General features: G+C 64.8%; 21 protein-coding genes. 16 read left to right on the top strand and 5 right to left on the bottom strand.

Features of this window, described 5'->3' with window-relative positions; genetic code table 11:
• Positions 1-30 precede the first annotated feature (30 nt).
• Positions 31-702, top strand: a complete 672-nt coding sequence (locus GA645_RS06530; protein WP_152221048.1) for a response regulator — start codon at positions 31-33, stop codon at positions 700-702.
• Positions 695-2,104: a sensor histidine kinase gene (locus GA645_RS06535; protein ID WP_152221050.1), complete on the top strand. Its 1,410-nt coding sequence runs from the start codon at positions 695-697 to the stop codon at positions 2,102-2,104. Before GA645_RS06530 ends, GA645_RS06535 begins: the two co-directional genes overlap by 8 nt.
• Positions 2,105-2,358: 254 nt before the next feature.
• Here GA645_RS06535 and GA645_RS06540 read toward each other — a convergent pair whose 3' ends face one another.
• Together GA645_RS06540 and GA645_RS06545 are read right to left on the bottom strand one after the other, a co-directional pair.
• Positions 2,359-3,195, bottom strand: coding sequence for an HDOD domain-containing protein (locus GA645_RS06540; RefSeq protein WP_152221051.1), 837 nt, complete (start codon positions 3,193-3,195; stop codon positions 2,359-2,361).
• A gap of 167 nt (positions 3,196-3,362) precedes the next feature.
• Complete coding sequence (locus tag GA645_RS06545; RefSeq protein WP_152221053.1) at positions 3,363-4,304, bottom strand: folate-binding protein YgfZ; 942 nt, start codon at positions 4,302-4,304, stop codon at positions 3,363-3,365.
• A 170-nt stretch (positions 4,305-4,474) separates the two neighbouring features.
• On the opposite strand from GA645_RS06545, the gene GA645_RS06550 reads away from it, so the two are divergent.
• Both GA645_RS06550 and GA645_RS06555 read left to right on the top strand, forming a co-directional pair.
• Positions 4,475-4,729 carry a succinate dehydrogenase assembly factor 2 gene (locus GA645_RS06550; RefSeq protein ID WP_152221055.1) on the top strand — a complete coding sequence of 85 codons (255 nt, stop codon included), beginning with the start codon at positions 4,475-4,477 and terminating at the stop codon, positions 4,727-4,729.
• Positions 4,713-5,165 carry a protein YgfX gene (locus tag GA645_RS06555; protein ID WP_152221057.1) on the top strand — a complete coding sequence of 151 codons (453 nt, stop codon included), beginning with the start codon at positions 4,713-4,715 and terminating at the stop codon, positions 5,163-5,165. The genes GA645_RS06550 and GA645_RS06555 overlap by 17 nt, the downstream gene beginning before the upstream one ends.
• Here GA645_RS06555 and nadB read toward each other — a convergent pair.
• The gene (nadB, locus tag GA645_RS06560) at positions 5,134-6,750 is read right to left on the bottom strand and encodes an L-aspartate oxidase (RefSeq protein WP_152221059.1); all 1,617 of its coding nucleotides are present in this window, start codon (positions 6,748-6,750) and stop codon (positions 5,134-5,136) included. The two genes, GA645_RS06555 and nadB, sit on opposite strands and share 32 nt — an antisense overlap.
• Before the next feature lie 459 nt (positions 6,751-7,209).
• On the opposite strand from nadB, the gene rpoE reads away from it, so the two are divergent.
• The 12 genes from rpoE (at position 7,210) to pdxJ (ending at position 17,776) form a co-directional block, all read left to right on the top strand.
• Positions 7,210-7,794, top strand: a complete 585-nt coding sequence (gene rpoE / locus GA645_RS06565) for an RNA polymerase sigma factor RpoE (protein ID WP_152221061.1) — start codon at positions 7,210-7,212, stop codon at positions 7,792-7,794.
• Between the two features lie 31 nt (positions 7,795-7,825).
• Positions 7,826-8,413: a sigma-E factor negative regulatory protein gene (locus GA645_RS06570; protein ID WP_152221063.1), complete on the top strand. Its 588-nt coding sequence runs from the start codon at positions 7,826-7,828 to the stop codon at positions 8,411-8,413.
• Between the two features lie 22 nt (positions 8,414-8,435).
• Positions 8,436-9,380, top strand: a complete 945-nt coding sequence (locus GA645_RS06575) for a MucB/RseB C-terminal domain-containing protein (protein ID WP_152221064.1) — start codon at positions 8,436-8,438, stop codon at positions 9,378-9,380.
• Positions 9,377-9,832, top strand: a complete 456-nt coding sequence (locus GA645_RS06580; protein ID WP_152221066.1) for a SoxR reducing system RseC family protein — start codon at positions 9,377-9,379, stop codon at positions 9,830-9,832. Before GA645_RS06575 ends, GA645_RS06580 begins: the two co-directional genes overlap by 4 nt.
• A 36-nt stretch (positions 9,833-9,868) precedes the next feature.
• Positions 9,869-11,296 carry a DegQ family serine endoprotease gene (locus GA645_RS06585; protein WP_152221068.1) on the top strand — a complete coding sequence of 476 codons (1,428 nt, stop codon included), beginning with the start codon at positions 9,869-9,871 and terminating at the stop codon, positions 11,294-11,296.
• A 147-nt stretch (positions 11,297-11,443) separates the two neighbouring features.
• Positions 11,444-13,243 (top strand): translation elongation factor 4, encoded by a 1,800-nt coding sequence (gene lepA / locus GA645_RS06590; RefSeq protein ID WP_152221070.1) that lies wholly within the window; start codon positions 11,444-11,446, stop codon positions 13,241-13,243.
• A 5-nt stretch (positions 13,244-13,248) separates the two neighbouring features.
• Positions 13,249-14,103 carry a signal peptidase I gene (gene lepB / locus GA645_RS06595; protein ID WP_152221072.1) on the top strand — a complete coding sequence of 285 codons (855 nt, stop codon included), beginning with the start codon at positions 13,249-13,251 and terminating at the stop codon, positions 14,101-14,103.
• 144 nt (positions 14,104-14,247) lie between these two features.
• Positions 14,248-14,625 (top strand): DUF4845 domain-containing protein, encoded by a 378-nt coding sequence (locus GA645_RS06600; RefSeq protein WP_152221074.1) that lies wholly within the window; start codon positions 14,248-14,250, stop codon positions 14,623-14,625.
• The gene (gene rnc / locus GA645_RS06605) at positions 14,622-15,314 is read left to right on the top strand and encodes a ribonuclease III (protein WP_152221076.1); all 693 of its coding nucleotides are present in this window, start codon (positions 14,622-14,624) and stop codon (positions 15,312-15,314) included. Before GA645_RS06600 ends, rnc begins: the two co-directional genes overlap by 4 nt.
• The gene (gene era, locus GA645_RS06610; RefSeq protein WP_152221078.1) at positions 15,307-16,248 is read left to right on the top strand and encodes a GTPase Era; all 942 of its coding nucleotides are present in this window, start codon (positions 15,307-15,309) and stop codon (positions 16,246-16,248) included. The genes rnc and era overlap by 8 nt, the downstream gene beginning before the upstream one ends.
• A gap of 87 nt (positions 16,249-16,335) precedes the next feature.
• Entirely contained in the window at positions 16,336-17,040 is a 705-nt protein-coding gene (gene recO, locus GA645_RS06615; protein ID WP_152221080.1) for a DNA repair protein RecO, read from the top strand.
• Entirely contained in the window at positions 17,033-17,776 is a 744-nt protein-coding gene (pdxJ, locus tag GA645_RS06620; RefSeq protein WP_152221082.1) for a pyridoxine 5'-phosphate synthase, read from the top strand. The genes recO and pdxJ overlap by 8 nt, the downstream gene beginning before the upstream one ends.
• Positions 17,777-17,850: 74 nt before the next feature.
• Here the strand turns inward: pdxJ and cmoB are convergent, their stop codons facing one another.
• Together cmoB and cmoA are read right to left on the bottom strand one after the other, a co-directional pair.
• On the bottom strand, positions 17,851-18,819 hold the full coding sequence (gene cmoB / locus GA645_RS06625) for a tRNA 5-methoxyuridine(34)/uridine 5-oxyacetic acid(34) synthase CmoB (RefSeq protein ID WP_152221084.1): 969 nt from the start codon (positions 18,817-18,819) through the stop codon (positions 17,851-17,853).
• Positions 18,816-19,556 carry a carboxy-S-adenosyl-L-methionine synthase CmoA gene (gene cmoA / locus GA645_RS06630; RefSeq protein WP_152221086.1) on the bottom strand — a complete coding sequence of 247 codons (741 nt, stop codon included), beginning with the start codon at positions 19,554-19,556 and terminating at the stop codon, positions 18,816-18,818. The genes cmoB and cmoA overlap by 4 nt, the downstream gene beginning before the upstream one ends.
• Between the last annotated feature and the right edge of the window lie 17 nt (positions 19,557-19,573).

A 19,573-nucleotide genomic window follows, 5' to 3' on the forward strand; every position in this document is an offset into this window, starting at 1 on the left:
CCGAACCTGTCGTCGTAGGGGTGAATCCGCGTGCGAATCCTTCTGGTCGAAGACCATCCCCAATTGGGCGAAAGCGTCGCCCAGGCGCTCAAGGGCGCCGGCTGGACCGTGGACCTGCTGCAGGATGGCGTGGCTGCGGACCTGGCCCTGGCCAGCGAGGAATACGCCCTGGCGATTCTCGATGTCGGCCTGCCGCGCCTGGACGGCTTCCAGGTGCTGGCGCGCCTGCGCGAGCGCGGCAAGACCCTGCCGGTGCTGATGTTGACTGCGCGCGGTGAAGTGCACGACCGGGTGCACGGGCTGAACCTGGGCGCCGACGATTACCTGGCCAAACCCTTCGAGCTGACCGAGCTGGAAGCGCGGGTAAAGGCCCTGCTGCGGCGCAGCGTACTCGGCGGTGAGCAGCAGCAGCGCTGCGGCGAGCTGGTCTATGACCTCGGCGCACGGCGCTTCACCCTGGCCGACCAGGCGATGAATCTGACTTCCCGCGAACAGGCGGTGCTGGAGGCACTGATCGCCCGCCCGGGACGGGTGATGAGCAAGGAGCAACTCGCCGCCCAGGTGTTCGGCCTGGACCAGGATGCCAGCGCCGATGCCATCGAAATCTACGTGCACCGCCTGCGCAAGAAGCTCGAAGGCAGCTCGGTGCGCATCGTCACCTTCCGTGGTTTGGGTTACCTGCTCGAGGCGCAGGATGGTTGAGCCGCGCCGCTGGCGCTTCCCCGGCGCCGGCAGCCTGCGTGGCCGGCTGCTCTGGCGCCTGGGTGGGATCCTGCTGGTGCTGCTGCTGATCGGCAGTGCGGTGACCTACTCGCGTGCCCGCCACGCCGCTGACATCGCCTACGACCGCACCCTGCTGGCGTCCGCGCGGGACATTGCCGACGGTCTCTACGCCAGCGACGGCACCCTGCGTGCCAACGTGCCCTATGTGGCGCTGGACAGCTTCGAGTACGACAGCGCCGGGCGCATCTTCTACCAGGTGATCGACCCGCAGGGGCGGATGATCTCCGGCTACGAGAGCCTGCCCGCGCCGCCGCCCGGCACGCCACGCACCGATGATTACCCGGCGCTGGCCAAGTTCTACGACGCTCAGTACCAGAGGCAGGGTGTGCGGGTGGTCAGCCTGCTGCAGCCGGTCAGCCAGCCGACGGTCAACGGCATGGCGGAAATCCGCGTGGCGGAAACCCTGGGTGCCCGCGAGCGACTGGCGCGCAACCTGCTCGGCGACACCCTGCTGAACCTGGCGCTGTCGGCCATTGCCGCGCTGCTGATGGTCTGGTATGCGGTGAGTGCCGGCCTGCGCCCGCTGGACCGCCTGCGCGCGGCGGTGGAAGAGCGGCAGCCGGATGACTTGCGGCCATTGCCGGAGGTGCGGGTGCAGCGTGAGTTGCGTCCGCTGGTGGCGGCGCTCAACCATTTCACCGTGCGCCTGCGCGGGCTGTTCGATCGGCAGTCGCAGTTCATCGCCGAGGCTTCGCACGAGCTGCGCACGCCGCTGGCGGCGCTCAAGGCGCGGCTGGAGCTGGGACTGCGCGAGCAGGACCCGCAACAATGGCGCGCCACCCTGGTGGACGCCGTGCAGAACACCGACCGGGTGACTGGCCTTGCGAACCAGTTGCTCTCCCTGGCGCGCGTCGAAAGCGGCGCGCGCGCCATCGCCGAAGGGGCGGGGGAGGATATCGAGCTCGGCCAGCTGGCACGGGAGCTGGGCCTGGCGCTGGCGCCGCTGGCCTATGCGCGCGGGGTTGCGCTGGCGCTGGAGGCGGACGAGCCGGCCTGGGTGAAGGGCGATCCGACCCTGCTCAACGAGCTGCTCAGCAATCTGGTGGATAACGCCATCGCCCATGCCCCGGCGGACGGCAATGTGATCATCCGCGTGCTGACACCGGCCGGGCTGGAAGTGGAGGACGACGGTCCGGGAATCCCTCCGGAGGAGCGCGACAAGGTGTTCCGCCGCTTCTACCGTCGTCGCCAGCAGGGCACCGGCCTGGGATTGGCCATCGTGGGCGAGATCTGCAGCGCGCACCGTGCACGCATCGAACTGGCCCAGGGCGAGCTGGGTGGGCTGCTGGTGCGGGTGAGCTTCCCGGCGGACGGCGCTTGAGCCAGAAACGCGAAACCCGCCGGTGAGGGCGGATTTCGGGGCAGGAGTTTCGCGGACTAGATCCGCTCCCACATTGTTTTCTGGGTCCCCGCGTTCGCGGGGATGACGTAAAGGGGCGCGAATTTCACGCCCGTCACTCCCGCGAACGCGGGAGCCCAAAAGACAGTTGCTCCTACGAAAAAGCCAATCCGTAGGATGGCGTGGAGCGCAGCGATACCCATCACGAAGAGAAAGAACGTCGCGGACGTTTTCCGTTACTGCAGCATGCTCATCGCCGCTTCCATCGCCGCCGAGAGGTCTTCGTCTTCCTTGAGATTGGCCTTGGGGTCGAGGCCGAGCTTGGCGAAGGCCGGGATGCTGCCCCAGTCCAGCTCGGTGTAGGGGTGCTGGCTGCCCAGGTAGCTCTGCAGGGTGGCGACCTGGACGATGTCCACGTAGTCGACCTTGACCGAGTCGCGGTTGAAATCCAGGTGCTGGGCGGGGACGGCGGCGATCGGCGCCGGGAAGTCCCAGGCCTTGAGGATGCGGTCGCCGATGACCGGGTGAATGCGCTCGATCACGTGGTTGAGGCTGATGGAGTCGGCCAGCAGTTCGCTGTGCTCCTCGGCGTAGGTGAGGATCGGCAGCACGCCGATCTGGTGCACCAGCCCGGCAAGGGTGGCCTGGTCCGGCGCCAGGCGGGTGTAGTGGCGGCACAGCGCGTGGCAGATGCCGGCGATCTCGGTGCTCTTGTTCCAGACTTCGCGCATCTTGCGGTCGACCACGTCGGAGGTGGCCTGGAACATCTGTTCCATGGCAAGGCCGGTGGCCAGGTTGCAGGTATAGTTCATGCCCAGGCGGCCGATCGCCATCTGCAGGTCGGTGATTTCCTTGTTGGTGCGCAGCAGCGGGCTGTTCACGACCTTGATGATGCGCGCGGTCAGCGCCGCATCGTTGCCGATCACCTTGGAGAGATCCTGGATGCTGCTGTCCGGGTCCTCCGCCGCTTCGCGCACCCGCAAGGCGACTTCCGGCAGCGTCGGCAGCACCAGTTCATCGTTGTCGATGGCCCGCAGCAGTTCCTGTTGTACTTTGTCGGCAAGCTTGCTCATGGCACTTCCTGATTGGGTCTGATGTTGCTTCTTGATGAGTCGTGTTGCCGCGCAACCCGGAGGACGGGTTGCATTTTGCACGGTGCCACATCACTCGTCGGTTAGGTGGATCACCAAATCGGGCTTTTCACGCCTTGTCCTGCGCCGGGCTCCCCACCCGGCGCAGATCAGCGCTGGATCTCGCGATTGCTGTCCAGGGTGTAGGGCAGGTCCAGCAGGCGCAGCGGCTGGCCGTCGGCCTCGCCCAGGCGCACGCGGCCATCGGCGACGGCGTCGTCCTGCAGCACGGCCAGCAGTTCCACGCCTTGCGCCGCGCGGGCGGCAAGCACCACTTCGCCGACGCTGGTGGAGTGCACCGGCGAGAACAGCTCGCGGCCCGGCTCCGGCAGGTCGCTGCCGTCCAGTGCCAGGCGATGCAGGCGGCGCTTGAGGCGGCCTAGGTACTGCATGCGGGCGACGATTTCCTGGCCGGTGTAGCAGCCCTTCTTGAAGCTCACGCCACCGACGGCCTGCAGGTTGATCATCTGCGGGATGAACAGCTCGCGGGTGGTGCCGAATACCTGGCCAACGCCGGCACGGATCTGGCCGAGCAGCCAGTCGTTGAGGTTGCCGTGCGCCAGTTGCGCGCCCAGCCGTTCGCGTAGCTCGGCGGCGCGCGCTGCCGGTACCCAGAGTTCGACGCGACCCTGCCCGAGGCCGATGGCGATCAGGCCGTCATGCTGCGCCACCTGATCCGCCTGGCCGCTCAGCGCCAGGCCCAGCCCGGCAAGCAGGGCGTCGGCGCCGCTCAGGCCGAAACGTGTCCACTGGGCGCTGTCGTCCGACAGGCTGGCTTTGGAGAACACGGCGTACTTCTTGAGGTCGGTGAGCTGGCTTTCGAGCAGGTCGCTGGCCATCGCCAGCAGGTAGCCGTCAGACACGGCGACGATGCGGAAGCTGGAGGTCATGCGCCCTTTGGGGGTGCAGCGAGCGCCGAGGCTCGAGGTTTCGTCGTTCAGGTAGCTGAGGTTGCAGGTCAACTGGCCCTGGAGGAATTTGGCGGCGTCCACGCCACGCACGGCGAGAATCCCTTCGTGATTGAGTTCGATGAAGAAAGCGGAGGCGGTCATCACGATTCGCTGGAAGAAAGTTAGGGGCCTCATGATAGAGCCCGGACCGAGGCTTGTCAGCGGGTGCCGGGAGCCGGGGCGCATGCGTATAATGCCGCTCGGCTCGCGCCGGCCGTCGACCTCGCGAGCGATCCGATGTATTCGCCCGCTGTTATTCGAGGTACCTGCAGATGACCGACGAAACCGAACTCAAACGCCTTTTCTGGCACAGCCGCCGCGGCATGCTGGAGCTGGACGTCCTGCTGGTGCCTTTCGTCCAGGAGGTCTATCCGGGCCTGCCCGCCGAAGATCAGGCGCGTTTCCGCAAGCTGCTGGAGTGCGAGGACCAGGACATGTTCGGCTGGTTCATGCAGCGTGGTGAGCCGGAAGACGCCGATCTGCGCCACATCGTTCGCATGATCCTGGACCGTGTCCAGCCGAAGTGACCCCTTCGAATGCCGCTGGCGACCGTCCATCGGGTTGCTGGCGGCCTACCTCGGCGCGCAATCGCTCGCCATCCTGGCGCTGTTGCTTGCCGCCATCCCCGCGTTCCTGAGTCTGCTCGGCCTGCTGGCCTGTGCGCTGCACGCCGGGTACGTCATGCCGCGCCAGGTCTTGCTGCGCAGCGCAGCTTCCGTGCGCGGCCTTCGCCACAACGCCGACGGTTGGCAGGTATGGTCCGAGCGTGATGGCTGGCAGCCGGTGCAACTGGCGCCGGACAGCCTGGCGCTGCCCGCGTTGATCGTGCTGCGCTTCCGCCGTCCCGGCCAGTGGCTGGCGCGCAGCGTCTGCGTGCCGGCCGATGCGCTGGCACCGGACATTCACCGGCGCTTGCGGGTGAGGCTGCGCTTCAGCCGCAATAGGTGGGCGGCGCCAGGATAGTGTCGCGCGCCTCGGGCAGCAGGTCCGGATAGTCCAGGGTGTAGTGCAGGCCGCGGCTCTCGCGGCGCTGCATGGCAGAGTTGATGATCAGCTCGGCCACCTGGGCGAGGTTGCGCAGCTCGATCAGGTCGCGGCTGACCTTGTAGTTCGAGTAGAACTCGTCGATCTCGTCCAGCAGCAGGCGCACGCGGTGCTGCGCGCGAGCCAGGCGCTTGTTGGTGCGCACGATGCCCACGTAGTCCCACATGAAGCGCCGCAGCTCGTCCCAGTTGTGCGCAATGATCACGTCTTCGTCGGAGTCGGTCACCTGGCTTGCGTCCCAGTCGGGGAGGCCGGCGGGAATGGGCGCCTGGGCGAGCTTGCCGACGATGTCGGCGGCAGCCGAGCGGGCGTAGACGAAGCATTCCAGCAGGGAGTTGCTCGCCATGCGGTTGGCGCCGTGCAGGCCGGTGAAGGTGGTTTCGCCGATGGCGTAGAGGTTCGGCACATCGGTGTGGCCGTGCTGGTCGACCAGCACGCCGCCGCAGGTGTAGTGCGCCGCCGGCACCACCGGGATCGGCTCGTGGGTGATGTCGATGCCGAAGTCCAGGCAGCGCTCGTAGACCGTGGGGAAGTGCTCGCGGATGAACTCGGCCGGCTTGTGGCTGATGTCCAGGTAGACGTAGTCGATACCCAGGCGCTTCATCTCGTGGTCGATGGCGCGGGCCACGACATCGCGCGGCGCGAGTTCCGCCAGGGCATGGAAGCGCTGCATGAAGCGCTCGCCGTTGGGCAGGCGCAACAGGCCGCCTTCGCCGCGTATGGCCTCGGTGATCAGGAAGCTCTTGGCCTGTGGGTGGTACAGGCAGGTCGGGTGGAACTGGTTGAACTCCAGGTTGCCGACCCGGCACCCGGCGCGCCAGGCCATGGCGATGCCATCGCCGGAGTTGCCGTCCGGGTTGCTGGTATAGAGGTAGACCTTGCTGGCGCCGCCGGAGGCGAGCACGGTGAAGCGCGCGCCGAAGGTGTCGACCTCGCCGGTGCTGCGGTCCAGCACGTAGGCGCCCAGGCAGCGCTGGCCCTTCTTGCCGAGCTTGCGCTCGGTGATCAGGTCGACCGCGACCCGCTGCGACAGCAGTTCGATGTTCGGCCGCAGGCGTGCCTGCTCCAGCAGGGTATTGAAGATGGCTGCGCCGGTGGCATCGGCGGCATGGATGATGCGGCGGTGGCTGTGGCCGCCTTCGCGGGTCAGGTGGAACTCGAAACCGCCGTCCTCGCGCCCCGGCTCATGGTCGCGGGTGAAGGGTACGCCCTGCTCGATCAGCCACTGGATGGCCTCGCGGCTATGCTCGACGGTGAATTTCACGGCGTCTTCGCGGCACAGACCGGCACCGGCGACCAGGGTGTCCTCGACATGGGACTCGACGGTATCGGTATCGTCCAGCACAGCGGCGACCCCGCCCTGGGCCCAGAAGGTCGAGCCCTGGGACAATTCGCCCTTGCTCAGGACAGCAATGCGCAGGTGCGCGGGCAGAGTCAGGGCGAGCGTCAGGCCAGCGGCCCCGCTGCCGATCACCAAAACATCATGCTGGAAGTGCTGACTCATATCCGGCTCCACCAAAAAGGCGCCCTAGTATATAGAAGGGTGCCACGGCACAATACTGGCGAACCGATGACACCGAAGGCGCCTGTTGCGTGCGGCAGTCGCAGGGCGGAAGCCGCGTGCTTGCGCTCATGCCGCGAAACCAGGCGCGCCGGCGTTGCATCGAGGGTGACGGATCGTGGCAAATCGCCGGAACTTTTTTAGTCGTTCCGGTTCCAACTCGGAATACCTTAAGTCGCTTTCGCGCAGGCTCGGACTGCGCGGGGAGGGCGCGGGTGTTACGCCCGATACAGTTGAATTCAACGGGCTTCGGACGCATGTCTGGGTCCGGTTGCCGCGAATGTGAAAAAACTGTGCGGCGCATGCTTGGAGGGGAGAACTTTTGCAGAAGTCCCGAGTCTATCTTGGCAGGACGATTTACCAGGGTGCTCGAAGCTCCTCCAGGTTCGTAGAGGAGCATTCATGCTAACCCAGGAACAGGATCAGCAACTGGTTGAACGGGTACAGCGCGGAGACAAGCGGGCATTCGATCTGCTGGTGCTGAAGTACCAGCACAAGATTCTCGGGCTGATCGTGCGTTTCGTGCACGACGCCCAGGAAGCCCAGGACGTCGCACAGGAAGCATTCATCAAGGCGTATCGCGCCTTGGGTAACTTCCGGGGCGACAGTGCCTTTTATACCTGGCTGTACCGTATCGCCATCAATACCGCGAAGAACCACCTGGTGGCGCGCGGTCGGCGTCCGCCTGACAGCGATGTCACCGCGGAAGACGCGGAGTTCTTCGACGGCGACCATGCCCTGAAGGACATCGAGTCGCCGGAAAGAGCCATGCTGCGGGATGAGATCGAGGAAACCGTCCATCGCACCATCCAGCAGCTGCCAGAAGACTTGCGGACGGCATTGACCCTGCGCGAGTTCGAAGGCCTGAGTTACGAAGATATCGCCACCGTGATGCAGTGTCCGGTGGGAACGGTCCGCTCACGGATCTTCCGTGCGCGGGAAGCGATCGACAAAGCTTTGCAGCCTTTGTTGCATGAAGAAGTCTGATACAGCGGCAACAGCCAAGAGAGGTACCGCTATGAGTCGTGAAGCCCTGCAGGAGTCGCTGTCCGCTGTCATGGATAACGAAGCGGATGAGCTTGAGCTGCGGCGAGTGCTTGCAGCCTGCGGCGAGGACGCCGAGTTGCGGGCCACCTGGTCCCGTTATCAACTGGCCCGTGCGGTGATGCACAAGGAGCCGGCGATGCCCAAGCTGGATATCGCTGCCGCCGTGTCCGCCGCGCTGGCCGATGAAGCTGCGCCGGCGCCGAGCAAGTCCAATCCGTGGCGCAACGTCGGCCGCCTGGCGGTAGCCGCGTCGGTGACCCTGGCCGTGCTGGCGGGGGTGCGCCTGTACCACCAGGACGACAATGTCGCCAACGGCCTGGCTCAGCAAGCGGCTGGCACGCAGCAGATCGCTCTGCCGCAGGTTCAGGGCCCGGCGGTTCTGGCAGGCTACACTCAGGACGAGGCGCCGCAGGTGATCACCAATGCCCGAGGCGGGCAGACCACCTGGCATGAGCAGCGTCTTCCGGGTTATCTGCGCCAACATGCGCAACAGTCCGCCGTAAACGGTACTGACAGCGCCCTGCCTTACGCGCGCGCCGCGAGCCTGGAAAGCCGCTGATTTTGCGACCTTAAGGAGCGACATGCGCGCGACTACAGCTCTGCTGTTCATCCTTGGCGGTCTGCTGGCATTGCCAGTGCAGGCCGCCGATGCGATGGACTGGATCAAGCGCCTCTCCGAGGCAGACCAGCAACAGAATTTCCAGGGCACTTTCGTCTACGAGCGCAGCGGTGCTTTCTCGACGCACGATGTCTGGCATCGGGTCGATGCCGATGGTTCGGTGCGCGAGCGCCTGGTTCAGGCCGATGGGCCGCGCCAGGAGGTCCTGCGGGTCGATGGCGCCACCCAGTGCGTGGGTGGTGGCATGGCCGGGCAGGTCTCGGTCGGTGAGCTCTGGCCCGCGCACAAGCTGAATCCGCAGGAGCTTTCGTCCTGGTACGACATTCGTGTCGCGGGTGAATCGCGCGTCGCCGATCGCCCGGCCGTGGTGCTCGCGGTGATGCCGCGCGACCAGCATCGCTACGGTTTCGAGCTCCACCTGGACAAGGAAACCGGTCTGCCGCTCAAGTCCCTGCTGCTCAATGACAAGGGGCAGATCATCGAGCGCCTGCAGTTCACCCGTATCGACCTGCAGGCGCCTGACGACGCCGAGCTGCAGCCGACGTCGACCTGTCAGCCGGTCAAGGAGCTCAAGAGCGCCAGTGTGAAGACCGGCTGGCATTCGGAGTGGGTTCCTCCGGGCTTTACCCTCAACAGCACCCTGCAGCAGCGCAGCCCTGTCTCGAATGACCAGGTGCTCTGCCTGGCCTACGGGGATGGCCTGGCGCGATTCTCGGTGTTCCTCGAGCCGCTGCATGGTGCCAAGGTCGATGACGCGCGTACCCAGTTGGGTCCGACCACGGTCGTGTCCCGGCGTTACGCCAGTGAAGACGGCGGTACCATGGTGACCGTCGTGGGCGAGATCCCCAGCGGTACGGCTGAGCGCGTGGCACTGTCCATGCGGCCGGCGGGGGCCCAGTCAGAGTGATCGAGGAGCAGGGAAGGGTGGTGGCAGTGGAATCCGGAGCAGTCTGGGTCGAAACGCTGCGCCGCTCCACCTGCTCGGGATGTTCAGTGAACGCCGGCTGCGGACAGGGTATCCTGGGGCGGTTGGGTGTCGGTAATGGGCGTGGCCGCGTGCGCGCCCTGTCTTCGCTGAAGTTGGCGCCTGGCGACGAAGTCGTGTTGGGCGTGGGCGAGAGCGTTCTCCTGAAGAGTGCCCTGCTCTTCTATCTTTCCCCCTTAATTGGACTTTTCGCACTGGCGCTACTGGCGGCGCGGATCGGTTTCGGGGAACCTCTGGTCATGGTGGCCGGGCTTGCGGGATTCCTGCTGGCCTGGCTGCTCGTGCGGCGCCTGGCGCGACGCCATTCGAATGATCCGGCGATGCAACCGGTTGTGCTGCGTGCGCTGGTCGGTGGGCCGCTCGGCCCGGTTTAGTCTCTTTCCCAATCAACATCACGGGAGCTGTAGTCAATGCAAACCCTGAAACGCAGCATGGCTGCGCTGATTGCCCTGCTGGCCTTGAGCCTGTCGGTCACTGCGCGTGCCGAACTACCGGACTTCACGACGCTGGCCGAGAAGGCGTCGCCGGCAGTGGTCAACATCAGTACGACCCAGAAGCTCCCTGATCGTTCGGGCGCCCAGATGGGTATCCCGGACCTGGATAACCTGCCGCCGGGTCTGCGCGAGTTCTTCGAGCGCAGCATTCCCCGTGGTCAGGGGCAGGGCCAGGCGCCCCGCGGACAGCAGCGCGAAGCGCAGTCCCTGGGCTCGGGCTTCATCATTTCCGATGATGGTTACATCCTGACCAACAACCATGTGGTGGCCGATGCCGACGAGATCCTGGTGCGTCTGTCCGACCGCAGCGAGCACAAGGCCAAGCTGGTCGGCGCCGACCCGCGTAGCGACGTCGCCGTGCTGAAGATCGAGGCCAAGAACCTGCCGACCCTCAAGCTGGGCGATTCCGACAAGCTGAAAGTGGGTGAGTGGGTGCTGGCTATCGGCTCGCCCTTCGGTTTCGATCACTCGGTGACCGCCGGTATCGTCAGCGCCAAGGGCCGCAGCCTGCCGAACGAGAACTACGTGCCGTTCATCCAGACCGACGTGGCGATCAACCCGGGCAACTCCGGTGGTCCGCTGCTGAACCTGCAGGGCGAAGTGGTGGGTATCAACTCGCAGATCTTCACTCGTTCCGGTGGCTTCATGGGCCTTTCCTTCGCGATCCCGATCGATGTGGCGATGAACGTCGCCGATCAGCTGAAGAAGGGTGGCAAGGTCAGTCGCGGCTGGCTGGGCGTGGTGATCCAGGAAGTGAACAAGGATCTGGCCGAGTCCTTCGGGCTCGATAAGCCGTCCGGCGCGCTGGTGGCCCAGCTGGTCGAAGACGGCCCGGCAGCCAAGGGCGGCCTGCAGGTGGGGGATGTGATCCTCAGCCTGAACGGCCAGACCATCAATGAGTCGGCTGACCTGCCGCACCTGGTGGGCAACATGAAGCCGGGCGACAAGGCTGCTCTGGAAGTCATCCGCGATGGCAGCCGCAAGACGCTGAACATGACCATCGGCAACCTGCCGGACGAGGACGAGGAAGTCGCCGCCGTCGAGGGCAAGGGCGCCGAGCGCAGCAGCAACCGCCTGGGCGTGACAGTCGCCGAGCTGACGCCTGAGCAGCGCAAGTCGCTGGATATCAAGGCCGGCGTGGTGATCAAGGAAGTCCAGGGCGGTCCGGCGGCGATGATCGGCCTGCGCCAGGGTGATGTGATCACTCACCTGAACAATCGCGCGGTGGATTCGTCCAAGACCTTCTCCGAGATCGCCAAGTCTCTGCCGAAGGATCGTTCGATCTCCATGCGTGTACTGCGCCAGGGCCGTGCGAGCTTCATCACCTTCAAGCTCGCCGAGTAAACTCGGCACTGAAAAAGGGCGGTCTTCACCGCCCTTTTTCATGTCCGTCCGTCCGGCGCAGGCGTGGCGGACAGTCTGGGATTCAAGTAAACTCCCCGGCTATTTTTCGGCGGATTGCCGCCTTCAGCCTTTCGAGTGTGTTCAGCCGTGAGTGACCTGAGTCATATCCGCAATTTCTCCATCATCGCCCACATCGACCATGGCAAGTCGACGCTGGCGGACCGCTTCATCCAGATGTGCGGCGGCCTGTCCGACCGCGAGATGGAGGCGCAGGTCCTCGACTCCATGGATCTGGAGCGTGAGCGCGGCATCACCATCAAGGCGCACAGCGTCACCCTTCACTACAACGCGAAGGACGGCAAGACCTACCAGCTGAACTTCATCGATACCCCCGGCCACGTCGACTTCACCTACGAAGTCAGCCGCTCGCTGGCCGCCTGCGAAGGCGCGCTGCTGGTGGTGGATGCCGGCCAGGGCGTGGAAGCGCAATCGGTCGCCAACTGCTACACCGCCATCGAGCAGGGCCTGGAAGTCATGCCCGTGCTGAACAAGATGGACCTGCCGCAGGCCGATCCGGACCGCGTGAAGGACGAGATCGAAAGCATCATCGGCATCGACGCCACCGACGCCGTGGCCTGCTCGGCCAAGAGCGGCATGGGCGTGGAGGACGTGCTGGAGCGTCTGGTGAGCGCCATTCCTGCGCCCGAAGGCGAGATCGAGGCGCCGCTGCAGGCGCTGATCATCGACTCCTGGTTCGACAACTACCTCGGCGTGGTCTCCCTGGTGCGCGTCAAGCACGGCCGCGTCAAGAAAGGCGACAAGATCCTGGTGAAGTCCACCGGCAAGGTCCACCAGGTGGACAGCGTCGGTGTCTTCACTCCCAAGCACACCGAGACTCCGGACCTCAAGGCCGGCGAGGTGGGCTTCATCATCGCCGGCATCAAGGACATTCTCGGTGCCCCGGTGGGCGACACCCTGACCCTGAACAACACTCCCGACGTGGACGTGCTGCCGGGCTTCAAGCGCATCAAGCCGCAGGTCTACGCTGGCCTGTTCCCGGTCAGCTCCGATGACTTCGAGGACTTCCGCGAAGCCCTGCAGAAGCTGACCCTGAACGATGCCGCGTTGCAGTACGAGCCGGAAAGCTCCGAGGCCCTGGGCTTCGGTTTCCGCATCGGCTTCCTCGGCATGCTGCACATGGAGATCATCCAGGAGCGCCTGGAGCGCGAATACGACCTGGATCTGATCACCACCGCGCCGACCGTGATCTTCGAGATCGTGCAGAAGAACGGCGAAATCCTGTATGTCGACAACCCGTCGAAGCTGCCTGATCTTTCGTCCATCGACGAGATGCGTGAGCCGATCTGCCGTGCCACCATCCTTGTGCCTCAGGAGCACCTGGGCAACGTCATTACCCTGTGCATCGAGAAGCGTGGCGTTCAGCGCGACATGCACTTCCTCAGCGGCCAGGTCCAGGTGATCTACGACCTGCCGATGAACGAAGTGGTGCTGGACTTCTTCGATCGCCTGAAGTCCACCAGCCGTGGCTATGCTTCGCTGGACTACAGCTTCGATCGTTTCGAGCCGGCCAACCTGGTTCGTCTCGACGTACTGATCAATGGCGAGAAGGTCGATGCCCTCGCCCTGATCGTCCACCGCGACAACGCGCCCTACAAGGGCCGTCAGCTGGTGGAGAAGATGAAAGAACTGATTCCGCGGCAGATGTTCGACGTCGCGATTCAAGCGGCCATCGGTGGGCAGATCATCGCCCGCTCGACGGTCAAGGCGCTCAGGAAGAACGTGCTGGCTAAGTGCTATGGTGGCGATGTGAGCCGTAAGCGCAAGCTGCTGGAAAAGCAGAAGGCCGGTAAGAAAAGGATGAAGCAGGTCGGTAGCGTGGAGATTCCGCAGGAAGCCTTCCTCGCTGTGCTCAAAGTGGACAGTTGAACCCTATGACGCTGAATTTCCCGCTGTTGCTGGTGATTGCCGTTGCTGTGTGCGGCGTTCTCGCCCTGGTGGACCTGGTGCTGTTCGCGCCGCGCCGCCGGGCAGCCATTTCCGCCTATGAAGGCACGGTCGGCGAGCCTGATCCGGAAGTGCTGGAAAGACTCAACAAGGAACCGGTACTGGTCGAGTACGGCAAGTCGTTCTTCCCGGTGCTGTTCATCGTTCTGGTGCTGCGCTCCTTCCTGGTCGAACCCTTCCAGATCCCGTCGGGCTCGATGAAGCCGACCCTGGAAGTGGGTGATTTCATCCTGGTCAATAAGTTCGCCTATGGCATCCGCCTGCCGGTACTGGACACCAAGGTGATCCCGGTCGGCGATCCGCAGCGCGGCGATGTCATGGTGTTCCGCTATCCGAGCGACCCGAACATCAACTACATCAAGCGTGTGATCGGCGTTCCCGGCGACACCATTCGCTATACCAGCGACAAGCGCCTTTACGTCAACGACCAGCTGATCGCCGAGAAGCTATTGGGCGAAGAGCCCGGCAGCCTGGGCAGCGTCACGCTGTACAAGGAAAAGCTGGGCGACGTCGAGCACCTGATCCGCAAGGAAATGACCCGTTATCGCGTCGAGCCGGGCAAGCAGTGGAAAGTGCCGGCCGATCACTACTTCATGATGGGCGACAACCGCGACAACTCCAACGACAGCCGCTACTGGAACGACCCGAAGATCCCGAAGGATCTGCTGGGTATGGTTCCGGACCGCAATATCGTCGGCAAGGCCTTCGCGGTGTGGATGAGCTGGCCGGAACCCAAGCAGCGCAATCTACCGAATTTCTCACGAGTGGGCGTGATCCACTAAAGTTGTGAGATGTTCGAAGCCTTCGGGCGGCGAACAGTGCTAGAAACCCGGGCGGGGCTGCACGCGGGGAGCGAAGCAGCCCCGTTTGCACGTGGACCCGCCGCGGTTGGCGGACAATAAGAACGATACCGACATGAGGTCGATATGAAGTACGCACGTTCGCAGAAGGGCATGTCGTTGCTGGGCTGGCTGGTGATTCTCGCTGTTGTGGCGTTCCTGGCCAGTGCGGCGTTCAAGGTTATTCCGCATTACCTGGATTACTACTCCCTTGAGAAGGCCATCACTTCGGTGGAAACCGACAAGGCAGCGGAGGTGCGCAGCGTGCCGGAGTTCTACTCTTATGTGAGCAAGGCGATGCTGATCAACGGCATCCGCGACTTGAACCTGGATGAGGCTATGGATGTGAAGCTCGAGAACAACGAGTTCCGCGCCCACCTGAAATACGAAAGACGTGAGCCACTGGTGCAGAACATCGACCTGGTGGTCAAATTTGACAAAGAATTCCGTGTACGAATGCCGTGAGTAACAACAGTCTGGATCGACTCGAGCGCAAGCTTGGCTACACCTTCCGCGACCAGGACCTGATGGTCCTGGCGCTGACCCATCGCAGTTTCGCCGGGCGCAATAACGAGCGCCTGGAGTTCCTCGGCGACGCCATCCTTAACTTCGTCATCGGCGAAGCCCTGTTCACCCACTTTCCCCAGGCCCGTGAAGGCCAGCTGTCGCGCTTGCGCGCGCGACTGGTGAAAGGCGAGACCCTGGCCCTGCTGGCCCGTGGTTTCGAGATCGGGGATTACCTGCGACTGGGCTCGGGCGAGCTCAAGAGTGGCGGTTTCCGCCGCGAGTCGATCCTGGCCGATGCCATGGAAGCACTGATCGGCGCCATCTACCTGGATACCGGCATGGACTCCGCCCGCGAGCGGATCATGGCCTGGCTCGGCCCGCAGTTGCGCGAGCTGACCCCGGTGGACACCAACAAGGACCCCAAGACCCGCCTGCAGGAATTCCTGCAATCGCGCGGGTGCGAGTTGCCGCGTTACGACGTGGTGGATATCCAGGGCGAACCGCATTGCCGCACCTTCTTCGTCGAGTGCGAGGTTGCCCTGCTGAATGACAAGACCCATGGCCACGGCGGCAGTCGCCGCATCGCCGAGCAGGTGGCCGCCGCCTCTGCCCTGGCAGCCCTGGGCGTGGAGAATGGCCATGAGTGAGCACGAGCAAGACCAGCACGACCCATCCGAGCACGATGAAGCAGGAGCCGTTCGTTGCGGTTACGTCGCCATCGTCGGCCGCCCCAACGTAGGCAAGTCGACCCTGCTCAACCACATTCTCGGGCAGAAGCTGGCGATTACCTCGCGCAAGCCGCAGACCACTCGCCACACCCTGCTGGGCATCAAGACCGAGGGTGACGTGCAGGCGGTGTATGTCGACACCCCCGGCCTGCACAAGGACAACGACAAGGCGCTCAACCGCTACATGAACCGTTCGGCCAGCGCCGCGCTGAAGGACGTTGACGTGGTGATCTTCGTCGTCGACCGCAACCGCTGGACCGACGAAGACCAGATGGTCTACGACAAGGTCAAGTACGTCAGCTGCCCGGTGCTGCTGGCGGTGAACAAGGTCGACCGCATGGAAGACAAGGGCGAGCTGCTGCCGCACCTGCAGTGGCTGGCCGAGCAGCTGCCCAATGCCGAAGTTGTGCCGATCTCCGCCCAGCACGGGCAGAACCTGGAGATTCTCGAGGGCCTGGTCGCCGAGCGCCTGCCCGAGAGCGAGCATTTCTTCCCCGAAGACCAGATCACCGACCGCAGCAGCCGCTTCCTGGCCGCTGAACTGGTGCGCGAGAAAATCATGCGCCAGCTGGGTGCCGAGCTGCCGTACCAGGTCACCGTGGAGATCGAGGAGTTCAAGCAGGACGGCCCGATTCTGCACATCCACGCACTGATCCTGGTCGAGCGTGATGGTCAGAAGAAGATCATCATCGGCGAGAAGGGCGAGCGCATCAAAAGCATCGGCCAGAACGCCCGCAAGGACATGGAAGTGCTGTTCGATTCCAAGGTCATGCTCAACCTCTGGGTGAAAGTGAAGGGCGGCTGGTCCGACGACGAGCGCGCACTGCGTTCGCTGGGCTACGGCGACCTCTGACCCGCATCGCCCCGCGAGCTGCTCGCGGGGCGCAGCCTGGGCGCCTGAGTGCGCCCACTTTCCGAATTCCATCCCAGGCGCAGCGCCATGAGCCTCGCTTCTTCCGCCCAAGCCGCCTTCGTCCTGCACAGCCGTGCCTACAAGGAAACCAGTGCGCTGGTGGACTTCCTCACGCCGCAAGGCCGACTGCGGGCCGTACTGCGTGGCGCCCGAGGCAAGGCCGGCGCGCTGGCGCGGCCCTTCGTGCCCCTGGAGGCGGAGTTCCGTGGGCGCAGCGACCTGAAGAACGTTGTGCGCCTGGAAGCCAACGGTATCCCCAACCTGCTCAGTGGCGAGGCGTTGTTCAGCGGGCTGTACCTGAACGAGCTGTTGATCCGCCTGCTGCCGTCGGAGGACCCGCATCCCGCGCTGTTCGACCACTACCAGGCGACCTTGCCGCTGCTGGCCGCTGGACGACCGCTGGAACCGCTGCTGCGAGCCTTCGAATGGCGGCTGCTGGACGAGCTGGGTTATGGTTTCTCCCTGGAAAGCGACATCGTCGGCCAGCCGGTGGCTCCCGACGGACTCTACCGCCTGCTGCCGGACTCCGGCCTGGAACCGGTTGGCAGCCTGCAGCCGGGGCTGTTCCAAGGCGCCGACCTGCTGGCCATGGCCGAGGCCGACTGGAGCGCCCCCGGCGCGCTGGCGGCGGCCAAGCGTCTGATGCGCCAGGCCCTGGCGCCCCATCTTGGTGGCCGACCTCTGGTCAGCCGCGAGCTATTCATGAATCGCAAGGACAACTCCCGTGACTGAAGCCAACCGTATTCTGCTGGGCGTGAACATCGACCACATCGCCACACTGCGCCAGGCCCGAGGCACCCGCTACCCCGATCCGGTGAAAGCCGCGCTGGACGCCGAGGAAGCTGGCGCCGACGGTATCACCGTGCATCTGCGCGAAGATCGCCGGCACATCCAGGACCGCGACGTGCGCGTGCTGGCCGAAGTGCTGCAGACTCGCATGAACTTCGAGATGGGCGTCACCGAGGAGATGATGAAGTTCGCCGAGATCATCCGCCCGGCCCATGTCTGCCTGGTTCCGGAGACCCGGCAGGAATTGACCACCGAAGGCGGCCTGGACGTCGCTGGCCAGGAAGCGCGCATCCGCGAGGCTGTGCAGCGCCTGTCCGCCGCCGGCTGCGAGGTGTCGTTGTTCATCGACCCGGACCAGCGTCAGATCGAAGCCTCCGCGCGTATCGGCGCGCCGGCCGTGGAATTGCACACCGGCCGCTATGCCGACGCGCACAACCCGGCCGAAGCCGCCCATGAGCTGGCGCGTATTCGAGATGGCGTGGAGTTCGGCCTGTCCCACGGCCTGATCGTCAATGCCGGCCATGGCCTGCATTACCACAACGCCGAGCCGGTGGCGGCGATTGCCGGGATCAACGAGCTGAATATCGGTCACGCCATCGTTGCCCACGCGCTGTTCGTGGGCTTCAAGCAGGCTGTAGCGGAGATGAAGGCGCTGATCGTGGCGGCGGCCAACCGCTGATCCGGCGTATTCCTGTAGGAGCGCCCGATGCGCGCGAATCGCGGGCATGGCCCGCTCCTACGGGGAATTATTGATCAGGGCTTGCGCGCGACCAAGGTGGCGCGCAGCGGCGCCGGCAGGCCTTCGAGGGTGCGGCTGTGGTCGTGCGGATCGAGGAAGTCCGGCAGCGACTGGTAGCGCATCCACTCGGTGGCGCGCTGTTCGTCCACCGAGGTGCGGCTGACGTCCACGCTGCGCACGTCGGTGAAGCCTGCGCGGTGCAGCCACAGCTCCAGCGCCGGCACCGACGGCAGGAACCACACGTTGCGCATCTGCGCGTAGCGGTCCTCGGGCACCAGCACGGTGTTCACGTCGCCTTCCACCACCAGGGTTTCCAGCACCAGCTCGCCGCCACGGCGCAGGCAGTCCTTGAGCGCCAGCAGGTGGTCGATGGGCGAGCGGCGGTGATACAGCACGCCCATGGAGAATACCGTGTCGAAGCCTTCCAGCTTCTCGGGCAGGTCTTCCAGGGCGAAGGGCAGGTGCCAGGCCGGCAGGTCCGGCAGGTAGCGCTTCATGGCGAGGAACTGGCAGAAAAACAGCCAGTTCGGGTCCACGCCCACTACGCTGCGCGCGCCAGCGCCGAGCATGCGCCACTGGTAGTAGCCGTTGCCGCAACCAACGTCGAGGATGCGCTTGCCCACCAGGTCAATGTGGGGCGAGACGCGCTGCCATTTCCAGTCCGAGCGCCATTCGGTGTCGATGTGCACGCCGAACAGGTTGAATGGCCCCTTGCGCCACGGGATCAGCCCTTGCAGCGCGAGCTTGAGCTGCGCGCGGGTGTCCTCGTCGCAGGCGCCTTCGAGATTGAAGCGATCCCGCAGCTCGACGGCGGCGGCTTGCAGCTGCGGCAGGCGATCCACCGCCGCCAGCCAGCGCTCCAGGTCGCCGTGACCATCGTCGACCTTGGCGGCCAGTTGCGCGGGCAGCGATTCAGCCCAGGCTTGCAGGGGAGTGCCGGCCAGTTCAAGGCTCAGGCGGTCGAGGTTGAAGCGTTCGATCATGGCAGGGCAATCAGGGAAGCGAAGTTGAGGCACTGGAACCAGGGCACGACCTTGGAGAATCCGGCGGCCAGCAGGCGTTCGCGGTGGGTCTCCAGGGTGTCGGGGCGCATGACGTTCTCGATGGCGGTGCGTTTCTGCGCGATTTCCAGTTCGCTGTAGCCATTGGCGCGCTTGAAGTCGATGTGCAGGTCGGTGAGCAGTTCGTGCTCCTGCTCGTCGGCGAAGCGCAGTTTCTCCGAGAGGATCAGCGCGCCACCCGGCAGCAGGGCGCTGCGCAGGCGGGCGAGCAGCTCCAGGCGTTGTTCGGGGGCGATGAACTGCAGGGTGAAGTTCAGCGCGATCAGCGAGCAGGGCTTGAGGTCCAGGGTGAGGATGTCCGCCTCGATCAGCTCGACCGGCAGCAGTTCCTGGTGCATGGCGTCCTGGGCGCGCAGGTATTCGCCGCAGCGCTCGATCATCGGCGCGGAATTGTCGACGCCGATGACGCGGCAGCCTTCGGTCTTCACGTGGCGGCGCAGTGCCTGGGTCACGGCGCCCAGCGAGCAGCCGAGGTCGTAGAGCACGCTGTTCGGGGCGGCAAAGCGCGCACCGAGCACGCCAATGTTCTCGACAATGGTGGGGTAGCCCGGCACGGATCGCTTGATCATGTCCGGGAAGACGCGCACCACGTCCTCATTGAAGGTGAAGTCGGGAACCTGGGTTTGCGGCTGGGCGAAGATGCGGTCGGATTCGCTCACGCTGGATGGGGCCTCGT

The organism is Pseudomonas sp. SCB32 (assembly GCF_009189165.1).
GTDB lineage: Bacteria > Pseudomonadota > Gammaproteobacteria > Pseudomonadales > Pseudomonadaceae > Pseudomonas.

What these genes read in the sequence shown, in the direction of transcription:
- GA645_RS06535 (WP_152221050.1), top strand. Translation starts at nt 695, where the DNA reads ATGGTTGAGCCGCGCCGCTGGCGCTTCCCCGGCGCCGGCAGCCTGCGT.
- GA645_RS06540 (WP_152221051.1), bottom strand. Translation starts at nt 3,195, where the DNA reads ATGAGCAAGCTTGCCGACAAAGTACAACAGGAACTGCTGCGGGCCATC.
- GA645_RS06545 (WP_152221053.1), bottom strand. Translation starts at nt 4,304, where the DNA reads ATGACCGCCTCCGCTTTCTTCATCGAACTCAATCACGAAGGGATTCTC.
- GA645_RS06550 (WP_152221055.1), top strand. Translation starts at nt 4,475, where the DNA reads ATGACCGACGAAACCGAACTCAAACGCCTTTTCTGGCACAGCCGCCGC.
- nadB (WP_152221059.1), bottom strand. Translation starts at nt 6,750, where the DNA reads ATGAGTCAGCACTTCCAGCATGATGTTTTGGTGATCGGCAGCGGGGCC.
- rpoE (WP_152221061.1), top strand. Translation starts at nt 7,210, where the DNA reads ATGCTAACCCAGGAACAGGATCAGCAACTGGTTGAACGGGTACAGCGC.
- GA645_RS06570 (WP_152221063.1), top strand. Translation starts at nt 7,826, where the DNA reads ATGAGTCGTGAAGCCCTGCAGGAGTCGCTGTCCGCTGTCATGGATAAC.
- GA645_RS06575 (WP_152221064.1), top strand. Translation starts at nt 8,436, where the DNA reads ATGCGCGCGACTACAGCTCTGCTGTTCATCCTTGGCGGTCTGCTGGCA.
- GA645_RS06585 (WP_152221068.1), top strand. Translation starts at nt 9,869, where the DNA reads ATGCAAACCCTGAAACGCAGCATGGCTGCGCTGATTGCCCTGCTGGCC.
- lepB (WP_152221072.1), top strand. Translation starts at nt 13,249, where the DNA reads ATGACGCTGAATTTCCCGCTGTTGCTGGTGATTGCCGTTGCTGTGTGC.
- GA645_RS06600 (WP_152221074.1), top strand. Translation starts at nt 14,248, where the DNA reads ATGAAGTACGCACGTTCGCAGAAGGGCATGTCGTTGCTGGGCTGGCTG.
- era (WP_152221078.1), top strand. Translation starts at nt 15,307, where the DNA reads ATGAGTGAGCACGAGCAAGACCAGCACGACCCATCCGAGCACGATGAA.
- recO (WP_152221080.1), top strand. Translation starts at nt 16,336, where the DNA reads ATGAGCCTCGCTTCTTCCGCCCAAGCCGCCTTCGTCCTGCACAGCCGT.
- cmoB (WP_152221084.1), bottom strand. Translation starts at nt 18,819, where the DNA reads ATGATCGAACGCTTCAACCTCGACCGCCTGAGCCTTGAACTGGCCGGC.